Origin of the sequence: Agromyces aurantiacus, assembly GCF_016907355.1 — a bacterium.
GTDB classification, from domain to species: domain Bacteria; phylum Actinomycetota; class Actinomycetes; order Actinomycetales; family Microbacteriaceae; genus Agromyces; species Agromyces aurantiacus.
This window is the reverse complement of the sequence record NZ_JAFBBW010000001.1, coordinates 3,794,327-3,813,979: the sequence shown is the minus strand read 5'-3', so window position 1 is coordinate 3,813,979 and position 19,653 is coordinate 3,794,327. Positions and strand designations below refer to the sequence as shown.

Annotated in this window: 23 protein-coding genes; 11 read left to right on the top strand and 12 right to left on the bottom strand. The window is 72.9% G+C overall.

What is annotated here, in order from left to right; genetic code table 11:
• The first annotated feature begins 43 nt into the window (after window positions 1-43).
• The 3 genes from JOD46_RS18000 to JOD46_RS17990 are packed head-to-tail and all read left to right on the top strand — an operon-like array spanning window position 44 to window position 4,244.
• Window positions 44-1,207, top strand: a complete 1,164-nt coding sequence (locus JOD46_RS18000; RefSeq protein ID WP_204395858.1) for a glycoside hydrolase family 15 protein — start codon at window positions 44-46, stop codon at window positions 1,205-1,207.
• Complete coding sequence (locus tag JOD46_RS17995) at window positions 1,204-3,453, top strand: glycoside hydrolase family 31 protein (protein ID WP_204395857.1); 2,250 nt, start codon at window positions 1,204-1,206, stop codon at window positions 3,451-3,453. The genes JOD46_RS18000 and JOD46_RS17995 overlap by 4 nt, the downstream gene beginning before the upstream one ends.
• Window positions 3,450-4,244 carry a hypothetical protein gene (locus JOD46_RS17990; protein ID WP_204395856.1) on the top strand — a complete coding sequence of 265 codons (795 nt, stop codon included), beginning with the start codon at window positions 3,450-3,452 and terminating at the stop codon, window positions 4,242-4,244. Before JOD46_RS17995 ends, JOD46_RS17990 begins: the two co-directional genes overlap by 4 nt.
• A gap of 27 nt (window positions 4,245-4,271) precedes the next feature.
• Here JOD46_RS17990 and JOD46_RS17985 read toward each other — a convergent pair whose 3' ends face one another.
• A complete protein-coding gene (locus JOD46_RS17985) occupies window positions 4,272-5,003 on the bottom strand; it encodes a glutamine amidotransferase (protein ID WP_204395854.1) in 732 nt (243 codons plus the stop codon).
• Between the two features lie 72 nt (window positions 5,004-5,075).
• Between JOD46_RS17985 and JOD46_RS17980 the strand changes: the two genes are divergently transcribed.
• Window positions 5,076-5,522, top strand: a complete 447-nt coding sequence (locus JOD46_RS17980; protein WP_204395853.1) for a hypothetical protein — start codon at window positions 5,076-5,078, stop codon at window positions 5,520-5,522.
• Between the two features lie 14 nt (window positions 5,523-5,536).
• Here the strand turns inward: JOD46_RS17980 and JOD46_RS17975 are convergent, their stop codons facing one another.
• On the bottom strand, window positions 5,537-5,971 hold the full coding sequence (locus tag JOD46_RS17975) for a hotdog fold thioesterase (protein ID WP_204395852.1): 435 nt from the start codon (window positions 5,969-5,971) through the stop codon (window positions 5,537-5,539).
• Between the two features lie 23 nt (window positions 5,972-5,994).
• A complete protein-coding gene (locus JOD46_RS17970) occupies window positions 5,995-6,612 on the bottom strand; it encodes a zinc-binding alcohol dehydrogenase (protein WP_204395850.1) in 618 nt (205 codons plus the stop codon).
• 69 nt (window positions 6,613-6,681) lie between these two features.
• Between JOD46_RS17970 and purM the strand changes: the two genes are divergently transcribed.
• From purM to JOD46_RS17950, 4 genes are all read left to right on the top strand, one after another.
• Window positions 6,682-7,788, top strand: coding sequence for a phosphoribosylformylglycinamidine cyclo-ligase (gene purM, locus JOD46_RS17965; protein WP_204395849.1), 1,107 nt, complete (start codon window positions 6,682-6,684; stop codon window positions 7,786-7,788).
• A gap of 2 nt (window positions 7,789-7,790) precedes the next feature.
• Complete coding sequence (locus tag JOD46_RS17960; protein ID WP_204395847.1) at window positions 7,791-8,567, top strand: LLM class flavin-dependent oxidoreductase; 777 nt, start codon at window positions 7,791-7,793, stop codon at window positions 8,565-8,567.
• A gap of 39 nt (window positions 8,568-8,606) precedes the next feature.
• Complete coding sequence (locus tag JOD46_RS17955; RefSeq protein ID WP_204395846.1) at window positions 8,607-9,014, top strand: hypothetical protein; 408 nt, start codon at window positions 8,607-8,609, stop codon at window positions 9,012-9,014.
• 74 nt (window positions 9,015-9,088) lie between these two features.
• Window positions 9,089-9,775, top strand: a complete 687-nt coding sequence (locus JOD46_RS17950) for a hypothetical protein (RefSeq protein WP_204395845.1) — start codon at window positions 9,089-9,091, stop codon at window positions 9,773-9,775.
• On the opposite strand, the gene JOD46_RS17945 is transcribed toward JOD46_RS17950, so the two are convergent.
• Window positions 9,723-10,541: an SDR family NAD(P)-dependent oxidoreductase gene (locus JOD46_RS17945; protein WP_204395843.1), complete on the bottom strand. Its 819-nt coding sequence runs from the start codon at window positions 10,539-10,541 to the stop codon at window positions 9,723-9,725. The genes JOD46_RS17950 and JOD46_RS17945 overlap by 53 nt on opposite strands.
• A gap of 82 nt (window positions 10,542-10,623) precedes the next feature.
• Between JOD46_RS17945 and JOD46_RS17940 the strand changes: the two genes are divergently transcribed.
• On the top strand, window positions 10,624-11,229 hold the full coding sequence (locus tag JOD46_RS17940) for a TetR/AcrR family transcriptional regulator (protein WP_204395841.1): 606 nt from the start codon (window positions 10,624-10,626) through the stop codon (window positions 11,227-11,229).
• A 39-nt stretch (window positions 11,230-11,268) separates the two neighbouring features.
• Here the strand turns inward: JOD46_RS17940 and JOD46_RS17935 are convergent, their stop codons facing one another.
• Window positions 11,269-11,466: a DUF3073 domain-containing protein gene (locus tag JOD46_RS17935; RefSeq protein WP_204395840.1), complete on the bottom strand. Its 198-nt coding sequence runs from the start codon at window positions 11,464-11,466 to the stop codon at window positions 11,269-11,271.
• 177 nt (window positions 11,467-11,643) lie between these two features.
• Between JOD46_RS17935 and JOD46_RS17930 the strand changes: the two genes are divergently transcribed.
• Window positions 11,644-12,813, top strand: a complete 1,170-nt coding sequence (locus tag JOD46_RS17930) for an FAD-dependent oxidoreductase (RefSeq protein ID WP_307835091.1) — start codon at window positions 11,644-11,646, stop codon at window positions 12,811-12,813.
• Between the two features lie 43 nt (window positions 12,814-12,856).
• Here the strand turns inward: JOD46_RS17930 and JOD46_RS17925 are convergent, their stop codons facing one another.
• The 6 genes from JOD46_RS17925 to JOD46_RS17900 form a co-directional block, all read right to left on the bottom strand.
• Window positions 12,857-14,968 (bottom strand): APC family permease, encoded by a 2,112-nt coding sequence (locus JOD46_RS17925; RefSeq protein WP_307835090.1) that lies wholly within the window; start codon window positions 14,966-14,968, stop codon window positions 12,857-12,859.
• An 80-nt stretch (window positions 14,969-15,048) separates the two neighbouring features.
• A complete protein-coding gene (crcB, locus tag JOD46_RS17920; protein ID WP_204395838.1) occupies window positions 15,049-15,417 on the bottom strand; it encodes a fluoride efflux transporter CrcB in 369 nt (122 codons plus the stop codon).
• Window positions 15,414-15,833, bottom strand: coding sequence for a fluoride efflux transporter FluC (locus JOD46_RS17915; RefSeq protein ID WP_307835089.1), 420 nt, complete (start codon window positions 15,831-15,833; stop codon window positions 15,414-15,416). The genes crcB and JOD46_RS17915 overlap by 4 nt, the downstream gene beginning before the upstream one ends.
• 9 nt (window positions 15,834-15,842) lie before the next feature.
• Complete coding sequence (locus JOD46_RS17910) at window positions 15,843-16,400, bottom strand: GNAT family N-acetyltransferase (protein WP_204395830.1); 558 nt, start codon at window positions 16,398-16,400, stop codon at window positions 15,843-15,845.
• A gap of 20 nt (window positions 16,401-16,420) precedes the next feature.
• On the bottom strand, window positions 16,421-17,035 hold the full coding sequence (locus JOD46_RS17905) for a PadR family transcriptional regulator (RefSeq protein ID WP_204395828.1): 615 nt from the start codon (window positions 17,033-17,035) through the stop codon (window positions 16,421-16,423).
• Complete coding sequence (locus JOD46_RS17900; RefSeq protein WP_204395827.1) at window positions 17,032-17,874, bottom strand: DUF4097 family beta strand repeat-containing protein; 843 nt, start codon at window positions 17,872-17,874, stop codon at window positions 17,032-17,034. The genes JOD46_RS17905 and JOD46_RS17900 overlap by 4 nt, the downstream gene beginning before the upstream one ends.
• Window positions 17,875-18,073: 199 nt before the next feature.
• Here JOD46_RS17900 and JOD46_RS17895 point away from each other — a divergent pair, with 199 nt between their 5' ends.
• On the top strand, window positions 18,074-18,832 hold the full coding sequence (locus JOD46_RS17895; RefSeq protein ID WP_204395825.1) for a MerR family transcriptional regulator: 759 nt from the start codon (window positions 18,074-18,076) through the stop codon (window positions 18,830-18,832).
• Window positions 18,833-18,901: 69 nt separating this feature from the next.
• Here the strand turns inward: JOD46_RS17895 and yczE are convergent, their stop codons facing one another.
• Window positions 18,902-19,618, bottom strand: a complete 717-nt coding sequence (gene yczE, locus JOD46_RS17890; protein WP_239562881.1) for a membrane protein YczE — start codon at window positions 19,616-19,618, stop codon at window positions 18,902-18,904.
• Window positions 19,619-19,653: the final 35 nt, after the last annotated feature.

Genomic DNA, 19,653 nt, shown 5'->3' with positions numbered 1-19,653 from the left:
GCCCGGCCCCGGCCCATCCCACCACCACGAAGGCAGCAGCACGATGACCCTTCCCCTCACCGCCCGGCATGAGATCGCGGCGCTCGCGGCCTCGAGCGCCGACCTCATCGCCTCGCTCCAGGACGACTGCGGCGCCTATCCCGCGAGCCCCACGTTCTCGGCGTACGCCGGCTACAGCTGGTTCCGCGACGGCGCGTTCATCGCCGACGGGATGTCGAGCGCCGGCCGTGCCGACTCGGCGGAGCGGTTCTTCGACTGGTGTGCGCGCGTGCTCGAGGCGCGACGCGCCGACATCGAGGCGATCGTCGCGGCAGCCCGTGCGGGCGCGCCCGTACCCGACTCGGCGATGCTGCCGACGCGCTTCACGTTCGACGGCCGCGCGGGAGACGACGAGTGGTGGGACTTCCAGCTCGACGGCTACGGCACGTGGGTCTGGGCGGTCGGCGAGCACGTGCGCCGGCACGGCACCGACCCCGCACGCTGGGCCGGCGCCGTCGCACTCAGCGTCGACTACCTCGCGTCGTCGTGGAGCCGCCCCTGCTTCGACTGGTGGGAGGAGCACGCCGAGCACGTGCACGTCTCGAGCCTCGGATGCCTCGCCGGGGGCCTGCGCGCCGCCGCCGGTCTCGGGGTGCTCGACGACGAACGCGCGGCGCTCGCCGCGGCGACGGCCGACGAGATCGTCGCGTTCGTGCTCGCGCGCGGCGCGACCGATGGCCACCTCGCCAAGTGGGTGGGCTCGTCCGCGGTGGACGCGAGCCTCGCGGCGATCGTCGGCCTCATGGACGTCGTGCCGGCCGGCTCCCCGCTCGGCCGGGGGACCATCGCCGCGATCGAGCGCGACCTCGCGGTCGACGGCGGCGTGCACCGGTACCTCGGCGACACCTACTTCGGCGGCGGCCAGTGGCCGTTGCTGTCCTGCTTCCTGGGGCTCGCTCACGCGCGCGCCGGTGAACGCGAACGCGCGCTCGAGCTCCTCGAGTGGGCCGCATCCACCGCCGGGCCCGACGGCTCGATGCCCGAGCAGGTCGAGCGTCACCTGCTCGATCCGACGCGCGTCGACGAGTGGGTCGAGCGTTGGGGGCCGTCGGCCGACCCGCTGCTCTGGAGCCATGCCATGTTCATCCGACTCGCCGTCGAACTCGACGGCACCGCATCCGACCGCACTGCATCCGACCGCGCCGCATCCGAGGAGTCCGCCCGATGATCCGCCACCGCCCGCTCGGTTCCGGGCACCCGTACTCGGTCGACACCGAGCAGCGCTGGCCGCTCGACCCCGTCGCCGGCGAGCCGCTCCGGCTCGGCGTCCGCGCGACGCCCGAGGTCGAGGCGGTCCAGGTCGAGGTCGAGATCACGGATGCCGCGGGCGCGCTCCGCACGGAGCGGCATCCGCTCGCCCGGGTCGCGAGCACCTCGCGCGGGCAGACCATCGACGGCGGCCATCTCGCGTCGGCGCAGGCGCGCCTCGCGCGGAGGGCGGGCGGCTGGGCCGTGGAGGTCCCGGCGCCGGAGGCGGGCAGCGCCATCCGCTACCGCTTCGAGGGCCGCACAGCCGGGGGTGACCTGCAGCGCACGCGCGCATTCGAGGCGGTCGTCTCGGGATGGGCCGATGCATCCGACGACGTGGTCGCGACCGACGGTGCGCGCCGGGTCGTCCCGGGCAGCGTGCAGGTGCTGACCGACGGCACGCGCGTGCGCCGCGTGCGCTTCGCGCTCCCGCTCGTCGCGGGCGAGCACGTCACGGGGTTCGGCGAGCGCTTCGACCGGCTCGACCACCGCGGCACCGAGCTCGACTCGGTCGTCTTCGAGCAGTACAAGTCCCAGGGCGCCGAACGCAAGACGTACCTGCCCATGCCGTTCGCGCACGTCGTGGGCGGCGAGGGCTGGGGCTTCCACGTGCGCACGTCGCGCCGCGTGTGGTTCGACGTCGGTGCGAGCTCGCCCGACCGCATCGTGGTCGAGGTCGAGACGGATGCCGCGGCCGGCGAGCCCGCGGTGACGGTCGCGTGCTACGACGGCACGCCGACCGCGGTGCTCGACGCGTTCCTCGCCGAGGTCGGCCGCCCCGAGGAGCTGCCGGACTGGGTGTTCCGGCTCTGGGCGAGCGGCAACGAGTGGAACACGCAGGCCGAGGTCATGCGGCAGATGGACCTGCACCGCGACCACGACGTGCCCGTCGGCTCGGTCGTGATCGAGGCGTGGAGCGACGAGCGCACGTTCACCGCGTTCCGCGACGCGCGCTACGAGGTGAGCGAGGACGGCGCGCCGCATCGGCTCGCCGACTTCGACTTCCCGGCGGATGGCGCGTGGCCCGACCCGAAGGGCATGGTCGACGAGCTGCACGATCGCGACATCCGTGTGCACCTCTGGCAGATCCCGCTGCTGAAGGCGCGTCCGCACCCGACCGGTCAGGCGCGCGCCGACGCGCTCGCCGCGGCACGCGAGGGTGTGCTGATCCGCGAGCCCGACGCGCGCGGCGGGCTGCGTCCGTACCGCAACCGCGGCTGGTGGTTCCCGCTCTCGACGATGCCCGACCTCACCGACGAGCGCGCGGCCCGCTGGTGGACCGAGAAGCGCCGCTACCTCGTCGAGGAGGTCGGCATCGACGGGTTCAAGACCGACGGCGGCGAGCACGCCTGGGGTCGCGAGCTCGCGTACCTCGACGGCACGCGGGGTGGCGAGGGCAACAACCGCTTCCCCGTGGCGTACGCGAAGGCGTACGGCGACCTGCTGCGTTCGGCGGGCAAGGCGCCCGTGACCTTCAGCCGGGCCGGCTTCACCGGATCGCAGGCGCATGGCGCCTTCTGGGCCGGCGACGAGAACTCGACGTGGGACGCGTTCCGCTGGTCGATGTTCGCCGGGCTCTCGGCGGCGGCGAGCGGCATCCTCTACTGGGGCTGGGACCTCGCGGGGTTCTCGGGCGACCTGCCGAGCGCCGAGCTGTACCTGCGCGCGACGGCCGCGTCGACGTTCGTGCCGATCATGCAGTACCACTCGGAGTTCAACCACCACCGGAGGCCGTCGCGCGACCGCACGCCGTGGAACCTCGCCGAGCAGACCGGCGACGACCGCGTGCTCCCGGTGTTCCGGGCGTTCGCGCACCTGCGCGAGCGGCTCGTGCCGTACCTCGCGGCCGAGGCCGCGGAGAGCGTCCGCACGTCGGCGCCGCTCATGCGGCCGGTGTACTTCGACCACCCGTCGCTCGAGACCGCGTGGACTCACCCGCTGCAGTGGTTCCTGGGTCGGGACCTCTTCGTCTCCCCGGTCGTGACCGAGGGCGAGACCGAGCACGAGACGGCGCTCCCGCCGGGCGAGTGGGCCGACGCGTGGACGGGCGAGCCGGTCGCGGGCGACGCGATCGTGCGCGCCGACGTGCCGATCGACCGCATCCCGGTCTTCGTGCGCGCCGCCGCCTGGCCGACCCTCCGCGGCGTGTTCGAGGCGCGAGCATGAGTGACCAGCGCGCCGCGTTCGAGGACTTCCTCACGCGGGCCGAGTCGGCGGTCGCCGAGCGCGACGGGGTCGTCGGGCTCGTGGGCATGGGATCGACGGCCGAACGCGATCGCGTGGACGAGTGGTCCGACCACGATCTCGCGCTCATCGCGCGCGACGGCCGCCAGGACGAGTTTCGGCCGGCCGCGACCTGGCTCCCGGACCCGGAGCGGATCGCCGTCGAGGTGCGCGAGCACCACGGCGGTGGGAAGGTCGTCTACGACGACGGCCACGTCGTGGAGTACGGCGTCGCGAGCCTCGGCGAGCTCGAGGGGTGGGCGGCGAACGCGTACGACGTCCGCATCGATCGCGGCGGCGTCGCCGAGACGATGGCGACGCTCGCGGCGAGACCCGCTCCCGTGCCGCCGGACCCCGACCGGGACCTCGGACTGGTGCTCGCACTGGCGCTCATCGGCGTGGGCCGTGCGCGGCGCGGCGAACGACTGAGCGCGAGCACGCTCGTGCGCGGTGCCGCGGTCGAGGCGCTCACCCGGGCGGTGGCTGCGCGCGTGGCGCCCGAGCACGGCGCCCGGCTCGACTCGCTCGACCCGACGCGACGATTCGACTCGGCGTATCCGTCGGTCGCGGCGCGGATCGAGGCGCTGCTCGCGAGCCCGGTCGAGCCATGCGCTCGCGGCCTCGTCGAGCTCGCGGTCGAGATCTTCGGCGTCGGCGATGCCGGGGTTCCGTCGCGGGGACTCACGGCGGTGCAGCGTCGGCTGGGCTGGGCGCCGGTGGGGACGATCGCCTGACCCGCCGTGCGGATCGGCGCCAGGTGACTACCGCGCGTGGAGCTCGACGAAGCTGCGCAGCATCCGGCTCGGCTCCGAGACCGTGGCCCGGCGCACCGCGGCGAGGGTGAGCTCGAGCTCGTCGGGCGCGAAGTAGCCGTGCGACGCGTACGCGTGGATGCGCACGATGATGCCCTCGAGGTCGAGCTCCGGATGGAACTGCGTGGCATACACGTTCGAGCCGACGCGGAAGGCCTGCACGGGGCATCCGGGTGACGAGCCGAGGAGCGTCGCCGAGCCCGGCAGTCCGCTGATCGCCTCCTTGTGGCCGACGAAGGCGTTGAACGTGCGCGGCAGCCCGGCGAGCAGCGGGTCGGCCGCGCCGTCGTCGGTCAGGGTCACGGGCACGACGCTGATGGGCTCGCCGTACGTGCGGTCGATCACCGCGCCCTGGTGGGCGCCGACCGTGCCGACCCCGTAGCAGGCGCCGAGGAACGGGAAGTCCCGCGCCACCACCTCGTCGAGCAGGGTCGCGAACTCGGCCTCGACCCGGTGCTGCACCGCCGACTTCCGCTCGGGTGGATCGGAGGCGTTGAACGGCCCGCCGCCGACGAAGATGCCCGACAGCGCGTCGAGGTCGAGCGCCGGCATGGGTCCGGCCTCGAGCCGGATCCGGATGAGGTCGCGCTCGTCGAGGCCCGTGCCGCGGAGGAACAGCGCGTACTCCTCGTCGGCGGGCACGTCCTCGGCCCGCGTGGCGAGGAGGACGAACGGCTTCACGCGTCCACGATATCCGCCGGCTCCCGGCCGAGGCTGACTCCTCCTCCACCGGCACCGGTTCGATCGCCGGACATGCGATTCCGCTCGCGATCCGGGTGGCGCGAGCGCCTGCTCGACGAGGGGCTCGACGAGTCCGCCCAGCGGCTGGCCCTGGCGAGCACCAGGCACGAGCTGCGTCGCCGGGCCGGGGAGCACGCGACGACCCCCGCCGAACGCGTGGAGCGCTCCCGCATCGGCGCCGCGCGCATGTCGCCACGCGTCGAGGCCGCACTCTCGCCCGCCGAGCTCCTCGAGCACCATCGCGATGAGGTCGAAGCGGCGTTCTCCGAGTACGGCGCGCGCAATCCCCGGTTCGCGGTCGACCCGCGCCGCTACGGCCACCTCGCGGAGCATCGCGTGATCGTGGTCGACCTCGATCCCGGGCGCCGCCTCGACCAGGGGCGGCTGCAGGCGGCGGCGTTCACGGTGCTCGCCGAGTGGTGCTTCGTCGTGCCGTCCGACTGGGCCTCGCCCGCCTGAGGCGGGGGACGCGGTCAGTACTGCGAGGGCGTCGCGAGCACGGCCATCGTGCAGCGCGAGACGCACACGAGGCGGCCCTGTTCGTCGGTGATGCGGATGTCCCACACCTGCGTCGTGCGGCCTCGCGTGATCGGGCGCGCCTCGCCGTAGACCCATCCGTCCGCGATCGGACGCACGTGGTTCGCGTTGATCTCCATGCCCACGCAGTAGAACTGCTCGGGGTCGACCGTGAACGAGGCGCCCCAGCTCGCGAGCGTCTCGGCGAGCGCGACCGAGGCACCGCCGTGGAGCACCCCGGCGGGCTGGCGGGTGCGGTGGTCGACGGGCATCCGGCCCTTCAGCGAGTCATCCGTCAGCTCGGTCATCTCGATGCCGAGGGTGCGGATCATCGCGTGCTCGCTGCGGGAGTTCGCCCACTCGAGGGAGGGCTCGCCGAACCAGATGCTCATGCGGTCGAGTCTGCCACGCGCCCTCAGGCGAGCTCGGCGATGATCGGATGGATCGCATCGTCGAAGGCCGCGGCATCCGCCCGCAGCGAGTCGGTCACCGCGACCGTCTTCGCGCCGATCCACCAGACGCCCGACGCGGCGAGCGGCAGCACCTCGACGTTGAGTTCGAACGAGTGCGCCCGCCGCCCGACCTCGCGCTCGTGCTCGGCGATGCTGCCCGCGTACGCGCGGTAGCTGTCGCCCGACCTCGCGGCGGACGCGCTGCGGTACCGCTCGTGCGCCCACTCGGCCCAGGCCAGTGCCGCCTCGGCGTGCGGCCGGATGGCGGCGGCGAGCGCCTCGGCACCCGAGACCGGCAGCGCGACCGCGGTGCCGTACTCGTCGACGAGCTCGAGCGGAACGGAGGACGGGTGCGTCTCGGGCTCGACCGTCATGGCCCACCACTCGCGCCACTGCTTCTCGAGCGCGTCGTGCGCGTCGACGTCGCGCGGGCCATCGGGGCCGACGCGCCCCACATCCCGCAGTCGCGGGAGTTCGGTGGGCGACGCGATGCCGAGCACCTCGCGCAGGTAGAGGGCGAGCAGCACCGCGGTGCTCGCGTTCTCGCGAATCACCCACGACGGCGTGCCCCCCGCGTGCATGGTCGGATTCTATCGCCGCCCTCCGTCACCGGGCCCGGAGGCGCGCGCCCGCACCGGTACCCTTGTCGGGTGAGCGCGAACTCGTCCTACGCCGCGGCCGGAGTCGACACCGCCGCCGGCGACCTCGCCGTCGAACTCATGAAGGATGCGGTCGCCAAGACGCACGGGCCCAACGTGCTCGGCGGGGTCGGCGGGTTCGCGGGCCTCTACGACCTCTCGTTCGCGAAGGACTACCGCCGCCCGCTCCTCGCGACCTCGACCGACGGCGTCGGCACCAAGATCGCGATCGCGCAGGCGCTCGACGTGCACGACACGATCGGCCAGGACCTGGTCGGCATGGTCGTCGACGACATCGTCGTGGTCGGCGCGACGCCGCTCTTCATGACCGACTACATCGCGTGCGGCAAGGTCGTGCCCGCGCGCATCGCGGCGATCGTCACGGGCATCGCGCGCGCGTGCGCCGAGACCGGAACGGCCCTCGTCGGCGGCGAGACCGCCGAGCACCCGGGGCTCATGGGCGTCGACGACTACGACGTCGCGGGCGCCGCCGTCGGCGTCGTCGAGGCCGACCGAGCGCTCGGCGCCGAGCGGGTCGTCGACGGCGATGTCGTCATCGCGATCGAGTCGAGCGGCCTGCACTCCAACGGGTTCTCGCTCGTGCGGCACATCCTGTCGAACGCGAACCTGCGGTACACGGATGCCGCGGCCGACCTCGGCACGACGTGGGGCGAGGCGCTCCTCGAGCCGACGCGCCTCTACTCGGGCCCGCTCGTGCAGCTCCTCGGCCACGAGACGCTCGGCGGCGCCGTGCACTCGCTCTCCCACGTCACGGGCGGCGGGATCGCCGCCAACCTCGCGCGCGTGCTGCCGCGCGGCTCGTGGGTCGAGGTCGACCGCGCCACGTGGTCGCCGCAGCCCGTGTTCCGCGTGCTCAACGACCTCGCCGGCACGACGATCGAGTCGACGGAGGGCACCTGGAACCTCGGCATCGGCTTCTTCGCCGTGGTCGACCCCGCGTCGGCGGCCTCCGTCGTCGCCGAGCTCGGCGCGCTCGGCCTGCCTGCGTGGCAGGTCGGCACCGTCTCGACCGCCGAGCGCGACCTCACCGGCTTCGAGCAGGGCGCGAAGGGCGTCGACGGCGGCGCCGTGCGCCTCGTCGGGTCCTACGCGAGCTGACCATGCGCGCCGCGCTCTCGATCGGACTGCCCGGCACGACCGACCACGCGACCCTCCGCGCCCTCGCACCGCGCCTCGAGCGACTCGGGTTCGACCGCCTCTGGCTGAACGACGTGCCCGGCGGCGACTCCCTTGCGGGCCTGCGGGTGGTCGCCGAGGTCACCGATCGCCTCGGGCTCGCGACCGGGGTGATCCCGCTCGACCGGCGCCCCGTCGAGAAGCTCGACCTCTCCGGGCTGCCCGCCGGGCGCACGACGATCGGCATCGGGTCGGGCGGGGCGCGCCATCCGCTCGAGCTCGTCTCCGCCGGACTCGCCGACCTGCGCGCCCGCACGACCGCCGCGCTCGCGGTGGGGGCGCTCGGTCCGCGGATGCGCCGGCTCGCCGCTCGCAAGGCCGACGCGGTCCTGCTCAACTGGCTCACGCCGACGGCCGCGCAGCATGCGATGGAGGACCTGCACCGCGACGCCGGCGATCGCGCCGGGTCGGTGCGCGGCGTGCTCTACGTGCGCACGATCGTCGACGGCGCCGCCCGCGCGGCGCTGCAGCGCGAGGCCGACCGGTACGGCTCCTACTCGTCGTACGCGGCGAACTTCGCGCGCCTCGGCGTGAGCCCGATCGACGCGACGATCGACCGCGGTGCGACGCTCGCCGCCTACGACGTCGTCGACGAGGTCGTGCTCCGCGCGATCACGGTCGAGGGAACCCTCGCCGAGCTCGAGCGGTTCGCCGACGAGGCCGCACGCTGGCGCGCCGCGGCCGCACCCGCCGAGGAGTAGCATCCCCCGTACGCCGAGGGGCGATGGAATCGGGGCGGCATGAACCTGGCGCGAGTCGACGCGATCGTCACGTGGGCCTACGCTGCTGGTTTCGGGCTCCCCACCATTCCGATCGCCGTGTACCACTTGCGGACTGCCGGGCGGCTGCCGACCTTCTTCGGGATGTTCGAGATGTACGGCGGCCGGTGGTCGGCTCGCTACGAGCCCGGGGCGTTCGCGGCGCTGCTCATGGGATTCCTCCTCGTCGCCGCGGCCGTCGCCTTCTCCGGCTGGCTCCTCTGGCAGGGGTTCCGCGCCGGCGCCGTCCTCAACCTCGCGCTCCTGCCGGCCGAGGCGGTGTTCTGGATCGGGTTCGACCTGCCGATCCCGTGGGTCCTGGGTGCCGCGCGAGTGGTGCTCGCCCTGCTCGCCTGGAGCTCGCTCTCGCCGCGCGGCGCGGCACTCTGAGGAAGCGGCCCGGGAGTCTCGGGACGGGACGTTGGACTCCGCCGCGCCTCGGTGATCGACCGTACGGTGGGGTGATGGACCAGGCGAGGGAGGCGCCGCGCCTCGGGCGCTGGGTCGGTTTCACCGTGCTCGGCGAGAGTCTCGGCTTCCTCGTGCCGGTGACGGGGTTCGCGCTCGCCGCGACGCTCGGCCTCGAGGCGTGGGCGACGTGGGCGCTGCTGGTGATCTTCGGCGCGGGGGAGGGAGCCCTGCTCGGCCTCGGCCAGTCGCTCGGCCTGCGCGGGTCCGCCGCTGAGGTGCCCGTGGGTCGCTGGGTCGCCGCGACGGCCGTCGCGGCATCCGCCGCCTGGTCGATCGGGATGCTCCTGCCGACGTTCGCCGACCTGGGCGTCGAGATCGACTGGGCCTCGCCGGCGGCCTGGGCGGTCGCAGCGTGCGCCGGACTCGCGCTGCTCGCGACGATCCCGCTCCTGCAGTGGCCCGTGCTCGCGCAGGCGCGCGTGCCGCGGGCTTGGCGCTGGGTGCCGCTCAACATGGGCGCGTGGCTGGTCGGCATCGTGTTCACGTTCCTGCCGTCGCCCTTCATCGACGAGTCGAGTCCGGTGTGGCTCGTGTTCGCGTCGTTCGCGGTCGGCGGCGTGCTGATGGCGGCCACGGTCGCGCTGCTGACCGGACTCGGCCTGCGGCGGATGGTGCGCGGGTCGGAGGTCAGCGGCGACCGGCCAGCGCCGTCGCCGTCGCCGATCCGGGCTCGTAGCTGACGGCCCGGGCCGCGATCGGCATGAGCAGCCGGTTGGGCGCGAGCCGGGCGAGCGCGGCCCCGAGGCGGTTCGCGAACCCCGTGACCAGCACGCTCGGCGTGCGGTCGCGGTCGAGCGCGCGCAGCAGCGCATCGACGACCTCGGCGGGCTCGGCGGGCGTGCCGACAGCCGCCTCAGGATTGCCGACCACGTCGAAGAACTCGGTCCGGGTCGCACCGGGGCAGAGCGCGATGACCTTCACGCCCGAGCCGCGCACCTCGTGGGCGATCGCCTCGGTGAGCTCGCGCACGAACGTCTTCGTGGCGGCGTAGACCGCCATCCCGGGCACGGGCTGGAACGACGCGGTGCTCGCGATGTTCACGATCGCCCCGTGGCCGTCGGCGAGCATCGCCGGCAGCGCCGCGCGCGTGAGCTCGACCAGGGCGGTCACGTTGACCGTGACCTCGTCGCGGATCCGGTCGGGGTGCTCCGCGGCGAACGCGCCGTGCGTGGCGAAGCCCGCCGCGTTCACGAGCGTGTCGGGGGTCGCGCCCTCGAGTCGCGACCAGACCTCGGCGGCGGCACCGGGCCGGGCGAGGTCGGCCTCGATGACCGTGCTGCGCGTGCCGTGACGCTCCGCCAGCCGGGCGGCGAGCGCGTCGAGCCGGTCGCGCCGGCGGGCGACGAGCACGAGGTCGGCGCCGCGCTCGGCGAGCCGCTCGGCGATGAGCTCGCCGAGTCCGGAGCTGGCGCCGGTCACGAGGGCGAGTCGAGGGGCATGGGTCATGGCGATCCTCCTAGGTGAACACCTGTGCACTTTGCTATGTTGACAGGTGTACAGCAAGCCGCGACGCGAGTCAAGGAGTTCCATGGCACTTCCCGGCGAGACCCGACGCCCGCGCTCGGCGCGCGGCGAAGGCGAGCACCTGCGCACCGCGCTGCTGGAGGCCGCCGAGTCACTGCTCGTCGAGCCCCGGTCGGCGCCCCCGCTGTCGCTGCGCGAGGTCGCCCGCCTCGCCGGCGTCTCGCCATCCGCGGTCTACCTGCACTTCGCGTCGGCCCAGGAGCTCATCGCCGCCGTCGTGCAGCTGCAGAGCCGGCGGCTCGTGGCGGCCGTGCTCGGGCTCGAGGCGGCGGACGGCGGGGCGGTGCCCTCCGTCTCGCTCGCCGACATCGCCACGGGCTACGTCGAGTGGGGGCTCGCGAATCCCGGCGCGTACCAGTTGCTCTTCGAGAGCGCCGATCGGCTCGGCAACCCGGTCGGGCCGAGCGAGCCGGGGTGGATCGTGATCGACGCCGCGGTCGCGGCCCTGCGGCAGGCGCACGGCAGCTCCGAAGCGGATGCCACGACGACCGCCATGCGCGCCTGGGCGGCGCTGCACGGCATCGTCAGCCTGCGCATCCACAAGGGCGATGCGCTCTGGCCGACCTCGGCGCGCGCGGACGCGCTGGCCGTGGCGGCGTCGATGGGCTGATCGCGGCGCGTTCGGGGTTCGCCGCGGAGCCCGGGGGCCTCAGGAGCGGTGGCTGCCGTCGTCGGGCACGTAGGACTCGTCGTCGGCGTACTCGGCCCACTTCGACATCTCGTCGTCGTGGTCGTGGTGCGAAGCCGTGAGCTCGCGCTCGAGCGCGCTGTAGTCGGTCGCGGGGCTGAAGTACTTCAGCTCCCGCGCGACCTTGGTGTGCTTGGCTTTCTGACGGCCGCGCCCCATGCGTGACCCCCTTACGACGTCTGGCCGGGTGGGATGGTCGTCACCCGGCTCTTTCTGATATGAACAATCCCGGCTGGTAGTTTACCACCGCCATGGGTTCGACTCTGCTGCCGCGCAGGCGCTGTGGAGGGCGCAGATCGGCCGACGCGACCCCTCCGGACATGGTGGGATAGACGGGTGGATCCGATCCCCGACCGCGTGAAGGTCGCGGTGATCGGCGCCGGACAGGCGGGGCTGTCCGTCGCCTATTACCTGCGGCGCTTCGAACTCGTCGCCGACGAGGACTTCGTCATGCTCGACCGCGCCCCCGGACCGGGTGGCGCGTGGCAGCATCGTTGGTCGTCGCTGCGCCTCGGCACGGCGCATCGCGTGAACGACCTGCCGGGCATGGGGGAGCTCGGCCTCAGCTTCGAGACCGCCGAGCGCGCGCTTCCCGCCAAGGAGGTCGTCGCCGACTACTACGGGCGGTTCGAGGAGCACTACGACCTGCGGGTGCGCCGACCCGTCAACGTGCGGCGCGTCTCGAACGACGGCGTCGACCTGCGCATCGAGTACGAGGACCTCAGCCCGCAGCCGATCGAGGAGCTGCGGACCCGCGGGTTCTTCGCGCGTCGGCGGCGGACCTTCCAGGAGCCCGAGACGCCCTCGGCGCCGCGCGGCGAGCTGCGCACCCAGTTCCTCGTGAACGCCACCGGCACGTGGGGCTCGCCGTTCGTGCCGTACTACCCCGGGATGAGCGAGTTCCGCGGGCGCCACCTGCACACCTCCGACTTCGTCTCCGCCGAGGACTTCCGCGACCAGCACGTCGTCGTCGTGGGCGGCGGCACGTCGGCCATCGGGTTCATGCTCGAGCTCGAGCCCGTCGCGGCGGGCCTCACCTGGGTCTCGCGCCGTCCGATCGACTGGCTCGACCGGCAGGAGCTCGACCTCGAGGGCGCCTCGGCCGCGGTGTCGCGGCAGGACGAGGCGGCGCGCGCCGGCCGCGCGCTGCCCTCGATCGTGAGCGGCACCGGCGTGCCGAAGAGCCGTCGCATCGCGGCCGGCATCGAGCGCGGGCTGCTCCACGCGCGGCCGATGTTCGACCGCATCGAGGCCGACCGCGTCGTCTGGAACGACGGCTCGTCCGCTCGCGCCGACGCGATCATCTGGGCGACCGGCTTCCGGCCCGAGCTGCGGCATCTCGCCCCGTTGCGACTGCGCGAGAAGGCCGGCGGCATCGCGGTCGGGCAGGGTGCGGCGTGGCAGGACCCGCGGGTCTTCCTCGCGGGCTACGGACCGCAGGCCTCCACGATCGGGGCGAGTCGCGCCGGTCGGATGATCGCGCGCCAGATCATGGCGATGATCTGAGCGCGCTCCGTCGACCGGGCCGCCCGGCGCCGGGCCGTCCGCGTCAGCGCCGGCGCGCGCCCACGGCGTCCTGGTGCGGCCGCCGCGGTACCGGGCGCACCGGTTCGCCGCGACGGTCCTGGCCGGGCAGCGGTCGCGACCGCCGGCCGTAGACGAGGTCGCTCGAGTCGAGCAGCCACGGCACGAGCGAGACGGTCACGCCGTGCACGAGCATGAGCTTCTGGCGGATGCGCCGGGCCTTGTGGTTGTGCAGCAGGCTCTCCCACCAGTGCCCGACGATGTACTGGGGCAGGTACACCGTGATGACCTCGGAGCCGTGCTCCTCGCGGTGCTGCTTGATGTACTGGATGAGCGGGTAGCTCAGGTCGCGGTAGGGCGACGAGAGGATCCGCAGCTTGACGTGGATGTTCTGCCTGACCCAGTCCTTCTTGAGCTGCTTGGTCTGGGCCTCGTCGAGCGAGACGTGCACGGCCTCGAGCGAATCGTGCTTGGCCGCGATCGCGTAGTCGAGCGCCTTGAGCACGGGCTTCTGCATGCGCCCGACGAGCACGATCGCGTGGTCGCCCTCCGAACCGAACGTCGTCGTCGCGTCGGGCTCGATCTCCTTCTCGACGTCGCGGTAGTAGCGGTGGACGCCCATCATGAGCAGGAAGAGGATCGGCATGAGCACGAACACGATCCACGCGCCGTGCGTGAACTTCGTGACGGTCACGACGACCAGCACGACCGCGGTCATGACGGCCCCGACGGCGTTGATCACGAGCGCGCGGCGCATCGCGCCGGCGCTCAGCGGCTTCGCTCCGGTCTCGGCATCCATTGCGGCGCGCCCGCCCGGGCGCTTCGATCCCGACGGATGACGCAGGCGCGACAGCTCGCGGAGCCAATGCCGCACCATCCCCGTCTGGCCGAGCGTGAACGAGACGAACACGCCGATGATGTAGAGCTGGATCAGCACGGTGAGGTTCGCCTGGAAGACCACGAGGATCACGGTCGCGGCGAGGGAGAGGATGAGCACGCCGTTCGAGAAGATCAGGCGGTCCCCGCGCGTCGAGAGCGACTTCGGCGCGTAGTTGTCGCGCGCGAGCACCGAGCCGAGGAGCGGGAAGCCGTTGAACGCGGTGTTGGCCGCGAGCAGCAGGACCAGCGCGGTCGCGGCCTGGATCACGTAGAAGAACACGCTGTCCCCGCCGAACGTCGCCGCGGCGACCTGCGCCATGAGGCTCAGCTGCGGCTCGGTCGCACAGGCCTCCCAGCCGATGAGGTGGCACGGGTCCTCGGCGTAGTGCACGTTCGAGATGAGCGCGAGCGCGGTGAGGCCCGCGAAGAGCGTGATCGCGATGGCCCCCATCGCCACGAGCGTGCGCTGGGCGTTGCGGATCTTCGGCGCGCGGAAGGCGGGCACGCCGTTCGAGATGGCCTCGACGCCCGTGAGCGCCGAGCATCCGCTCGCGAAGGAGCGCAGCAGGAGCAGGATGACGGCGACTTGCGTGAGCTCCTCGGCCTCGACGGCGTACTGCGCCGACTCGGCGACCGGCGCGTCGCCGAGCGCGGTGCGAACGAGGCCGACCACGATCATCACGAAGACGCTGCCGATGAAGAGGTAGGTCGGCACCGCGAAGGCCTTCGAGGACTCGCTGACGCCTCGCAGGTTCACCGCCGCGAGGATGATGACGAACACGACCGCGAGCTCGACGCGGAACGGCGCCAGTTCGGGCAGCGCCGAGATGATGTTGTCCACTCCCGACGCGACCGAGACGACGACGGTCATGACGTAGTCGACGAGCAGGGCCGACGCGACGACGAGCCCGGCCTTCTCGCCGAGGTTGCGGTGCGCCACCTCGTAGTCGCCGCCGCCGGAGGGGTAGGCGCGGATGAGCTGGCGGTAGCTCATCACCACGGTCACGAGCAGGACGACGACCGCGAGCGCGACCCACGGTGCGAAGCTGAGGAAGGCGAGCCCGCCGACGAGGAGGATCATGACCAGCTCCTGCGGCGCGTACGCCACGGAGGAGAGCGGGTCGCTCGCGAAGATGGGGAGGGCGAGCTTCTTGGGGAGCAGCTGGCCTTCGAGCTTCTCGGTCGGAAGCGGGTCCCCGATGATCCAGTGCTTCGGGGATTTCAGCTCGGCCGGCGGCGTGGTCGCCTCATGAGTCACGGCGGACGACACTACTCCGGCGGATGCGGAAGTCAAGTCGACCCGATCCGGCGCGTCACGGGTGCGACCGGACCGGCCGGTTACCGGGCGAGCAGATAGCCGGCGACGGCCGCTCCGAGACCGAGCGCGAGGGTCACGACGACGTTGAGGATCGCCGCGCGCCAGCGCCCGCCGTCGGCGAGCTCGATCGTCTCGACGCACCAGGTGCTGAAGGTGGTCAAGCCCCCGCAGAACCCGGTGACGAGCACGAGTCGCAGGTCGTCGGCGAGCGCGGCCCGCTCGGCGAAGCCGATGACCGCGCCCGCGACGCCGGAGCCCACGACGTTGACGATGAGGATGCCGCCGGGCAGGTGCCCCGGGCGGACCGGGTACGCGCGCGACAGCGCGTACCGGATCACCGCGCCGATCGCGCCGGCGACGAGGAGCGCGGCGACCGCGAGGGGCGTCACAGGGTCGCCCCGTCGTCGGTCACCTCGACGGGCATCGGGCGGTGGGCGATCGACGAGCCGACCTTGAGGCCTGCGGTCGCGGCGGCGAGGCCGCCCACGATCGAGACGCCGAGGTAGGCGGCGGCGAGCCACGCCTCGCCCTCGCGGCCGAGGATCGCTGCCGAGCCCATCACCGCCGAGAGGGTCGTGAACGAGCCGACGACGCCCGAGCCCACGCCCGCCTTGAGCCAGGTCGGCACGCTCGGCCGGGTCCAGAGCCCGCCCGCGAGCCACCCGAGCGCGAACGTGCCGAGGAGGTTGACGATGAGGGTGGACCACGGGAACCCGGAGTCGGGGTGGGGGAGTGCGAGGTCCATCGCGAGCCGCAGTCCGGTGCCGACGAGGCCGCCGGCGAACACGGCGAGATAGGGGAGCACGCGTCGAGGCTACGCCGTCGAGCCGTGCTCGGGCGGGAGCACCCACACGTTCGACGGGAGCCACGTGCCCGTCGGGTACTCGAACTCCTCGACTCCCTCGAGCCGGAACCCCGCCCGCCGGCAGATCGCGTTGGACGGCGCGTTCGAGACGCGCGGGAACGCCAGCAGCGCACGGGCCGGGTCGACGCGACGCGCCTCGTCGACGAGCAGGCCCAGCGCGGCTCCGGCGATGCCCCGGCCCTGGTGCTCGGCCAGCACGGTCCAGCCGGCCTCGAAGGCCGGGCGACCGTGGTGCTCGTGCGGCCAGAAGCCGATCGTGCCGACTCCCTCGGGATGCTCGGGGGTGACGATCGCCGACATCCACGAGCTGCCGTCGCGGCGGCCGCGCAGGTAGCGCTCGTGCCGGTCCACCACCTTCGCGTCGGACTCCGGCCCGCCGAGCTGCTCCATGAGCTCGGGCGCGTTGGCCCGGCGGAGCAGGTCGAGGTCGCCGTCGGACCACGGGCGCAACGCGACATCCGGCATGCCACCAGACAAGCGGATGCCGCCGACATCGGCCGGCGGCATCCGTGTCGAGGCAGGGGTTGCTAGCTGCGCTCGGCCAGTTCGCGCAGCACCTCGCTGCGCACGTCGGCGAGCCGCGAGCGGAGCAGCGACACGGTGTCGCCGCTCACGCGGCCCCGGTTGGCCTGGGTGCGCAGTTCGAGCCGCAGCTGCTGGCGGAACTCGGTGATCACGAGGTCGGCCTCGTGCATCGCGCGCGTCGACTCGGCCGACGGCTGCGGCGTCGCGGGCTCGGTCGTCGCGGCCTTCCGCGCCTCGCGCGCGGCGTTGGCGAGCTCGGCGCGCAGGGTGCGCATCGCCGAGTCGACCTCGGCGCGCACGCCCTCGGCGAGCCGGCGGACCGAGTCGGTCACGTCCTCCTCGATCGCGTCGAGCTCGTGTCGGCGCGACTCGAGCTCGGCCCGACCGGCGTCGGTGATCTCGTACACCGACTTGCGGCCGTCGGTGCGCTTGGTCACCAGCCCCTCCTCCTCGAGCTTGGCGAGCCGGGGGTAGATGGTGCCGGCGCTCGGCGAGTACGTGCCGCCGAACCGGTCGGACAGGGCCTGGATGAGCTCGTACCCGTGGCGCGGCCGCTCCTCGAGCAGCGCGAGCAGGTAGAGCCGCAGGTTGCCGTGGGCGAAGACGGGCGGGGTCATGCCGAGGCCTCGCCCGCGTCGGGTGCCGTGCCGGCGCGCTGGCGCCGGATGACCGAGATGTCGCCGGAGACGCTGTTGGCCGCGAGGTCGAGCCAGACGCCCTCGAGCTCGCCCGTGACCCGCTCGAAGCCCTTGCCGAGCGTGCCCTTGATCTGCGTGTCGTCGAGCAGCAGCTTGCCGCTGACGGTGTTCACGCGGTAGCGGGCGCCGCTGCCGGGGTCGAAGCGCAGCGTGAGGTTGCCCGACACGGCGTTCGTGTCGACCCGGCTCGGCGTGCCGCGCACGTCGAGGATCATGTCGCCCGAGACGGTGTCGGCGTTGAACGAGGTGACCTCGCCGGTGACGGTGACGTCGCCCGAGACGGTGTGGGCGGTGACCCGGCCCGTGTGGTCGCCGACCGAGACCTCGCCCGAGACGGTCGAGCACTCGATGTCGCCGGCGTGGTTGTCGATCACGAGGTCGCCGGAGACGGAGCTGAACCGGCCGTCGTCGTCGAAGCCCGAGACGAGCGCGTCGCCCGAGACGACCCCGAGCTTCATGGTGATGTGCCGCGGCGCGAGGATCGACACGACGGCCTTCGCGCTGCCGGTGAAGCCCTTGAACACCTCGATGAAGTTGTCCCAGCGCAGCTGCGGGTGGTCGATCTCGAGCGAGTCGCCGTCGATCTTGATCATGAGGTCCTTGCCGGTGACGCTCGACACCTCGACGCGGGCCCCCGGCTCGTCGTGCGCGATGACGTCGACCTTGCCGCCGATGAGGCTGACCTTGAGCTTGCGGACGAGTTCGAGGTCGATGACCCGGGTCTCTCCTGGGTTGACGACCCACTTCTCGATGGCCATGCGTGTGCTCCTTCGTTGTCGGCGAGCGGAGTTCGCCGCGCCCGCTTCGCGATATATCGCGTTCTGCCATTCACGATATATCGCGTTGGCGGATGGCACAAGCCTCCCCTGGTGGGTCTCGATGCGACCGGGCGCTTGACTTTGACGCTGCGTCAACTTCTACAGTCGAATCGAACCGACACGACGAGAGGGGCCGACGATGGACTGGTCCATCCAGGAGATCGCGAAGCTCGCCGGCACGACGAGCCGCACGCTGCGTCACTACGACGACATCGGGCTGCTCGCGCCGAGCCGCGTCGGCGCGAACGGCTACCGGTACTACGACCGGCCGGCGCTCGTGCGGCTGCAGCGCGTGCTGCTGCTGCGCGAGCTCGGCCTCGGATTGCCGGCCATCGCCGAGGTGCTCGACGGGCAGCGCGACGAGTCGCGCGCGCTCGAGGCGCACCTCGCGTGGCTCCGCCAGGAGCAGGCGCGGCTCGCGCGGCAGGTCGCGTCGGTGGAACGCACCATCGAGGCAGTGGAAGGAGGTGGAGAGATCATGGCGAAGGACATGTTCGACGGGTTCGACCACACGCAGTACCGCGAGGAGGTCGAGCAGCGCTGGGGTCGCGACGTGTACGCGCGCAGCGACGCCTGGTGGCGCGGCATGGCCGACGACGAGCGGCAGGCGTGGAAGGAGCGCGCCGCGAGCCTCGGCCGCGACTGGATCGCGGCGGCCGAGCGGGGCATCGACCCCGGCGGCGACGAGGCCCAGGCGCTCGCGCGCCGGCACGTCGAGTGGCTGACCGGGATCCCGGGCACGCCTACGGCCGAGCACGGCGGCGACGCGAAGGCGTACGTCGTCGGCCTCGGCGAGATGTACGTGGCCGACGAGCGATTCGCGGCCAACTACGGCGGCGAGTCGGGAGCGAGGTTCGTCCGCGACGCGTTGCGCGCGTTCGCGGAGGCGAACCTGTAGCGGATGCCGCGGGAGCGCGCCCCGCGGCATCCGTGCTCGCTCGAAGCGGAGGCGGTCCCGAGCGCGGGGTCAGGCCTGGACGGGCGCCGCTCCCGTGGCGGGGTGCGGGATGTCCCGGTCCGGCACCCCGCCGCGGTTCGTGGTGGGCGCCGTCGCGGCATCCGCTCGCCGCTTCACGGCGAAGAACGGGATGGTCCAGCCGCACAGCGGGCCGATGAGCAGCGCGAAGGCGAGCGTGCCGATGCCGACGTTGCCGCCGAGCAGGAACCCGGTGCCCAGCACCAGGAGCTCGATCCCGGTGCGGACGATCCAGATCCTCCAGCCGGTGCGGCGGTGCAGGCCGGTCATCAGGCCGTCGCGCGGGCCCGGGCCGAAGTGCGCGCCGATGTAGAGGCCGGTCGCGACGGCCAGCACGAGGATGCCGCCGAACAGCATGAGGACGCGGGCCCACAGGTCGAGCCCGGGCGGGATCAGCCAGAGTGACAGGTCGGCGAACGGGCCGACCAGCAGCGCGTTCATGAGGGTGCCGAACCCCGGCTTCTGCCGGATGGGGATCCAGAGGAGGAGCACGACGCCGCTCGTGATGACGGTGATGAGGCCGAAGCCGAGCCCGGTCTGCTTCGCGATGCCCTGCGTGAGCACGTCCCACGGGGCGACGCCGAGCTCGCCGCGCACGATGAGCGCGATGCCGAGGCCGTAGAGGTACAGCCCGACGAACAGCTGCACCAGCCGGCGCACGAAGACGGGCGCCGGATCGGCGGAGCGGAGGGGGCGGAGGCGGACCATGTCAGCAATCCAATCCGACGATTGGCCTGTTCGCA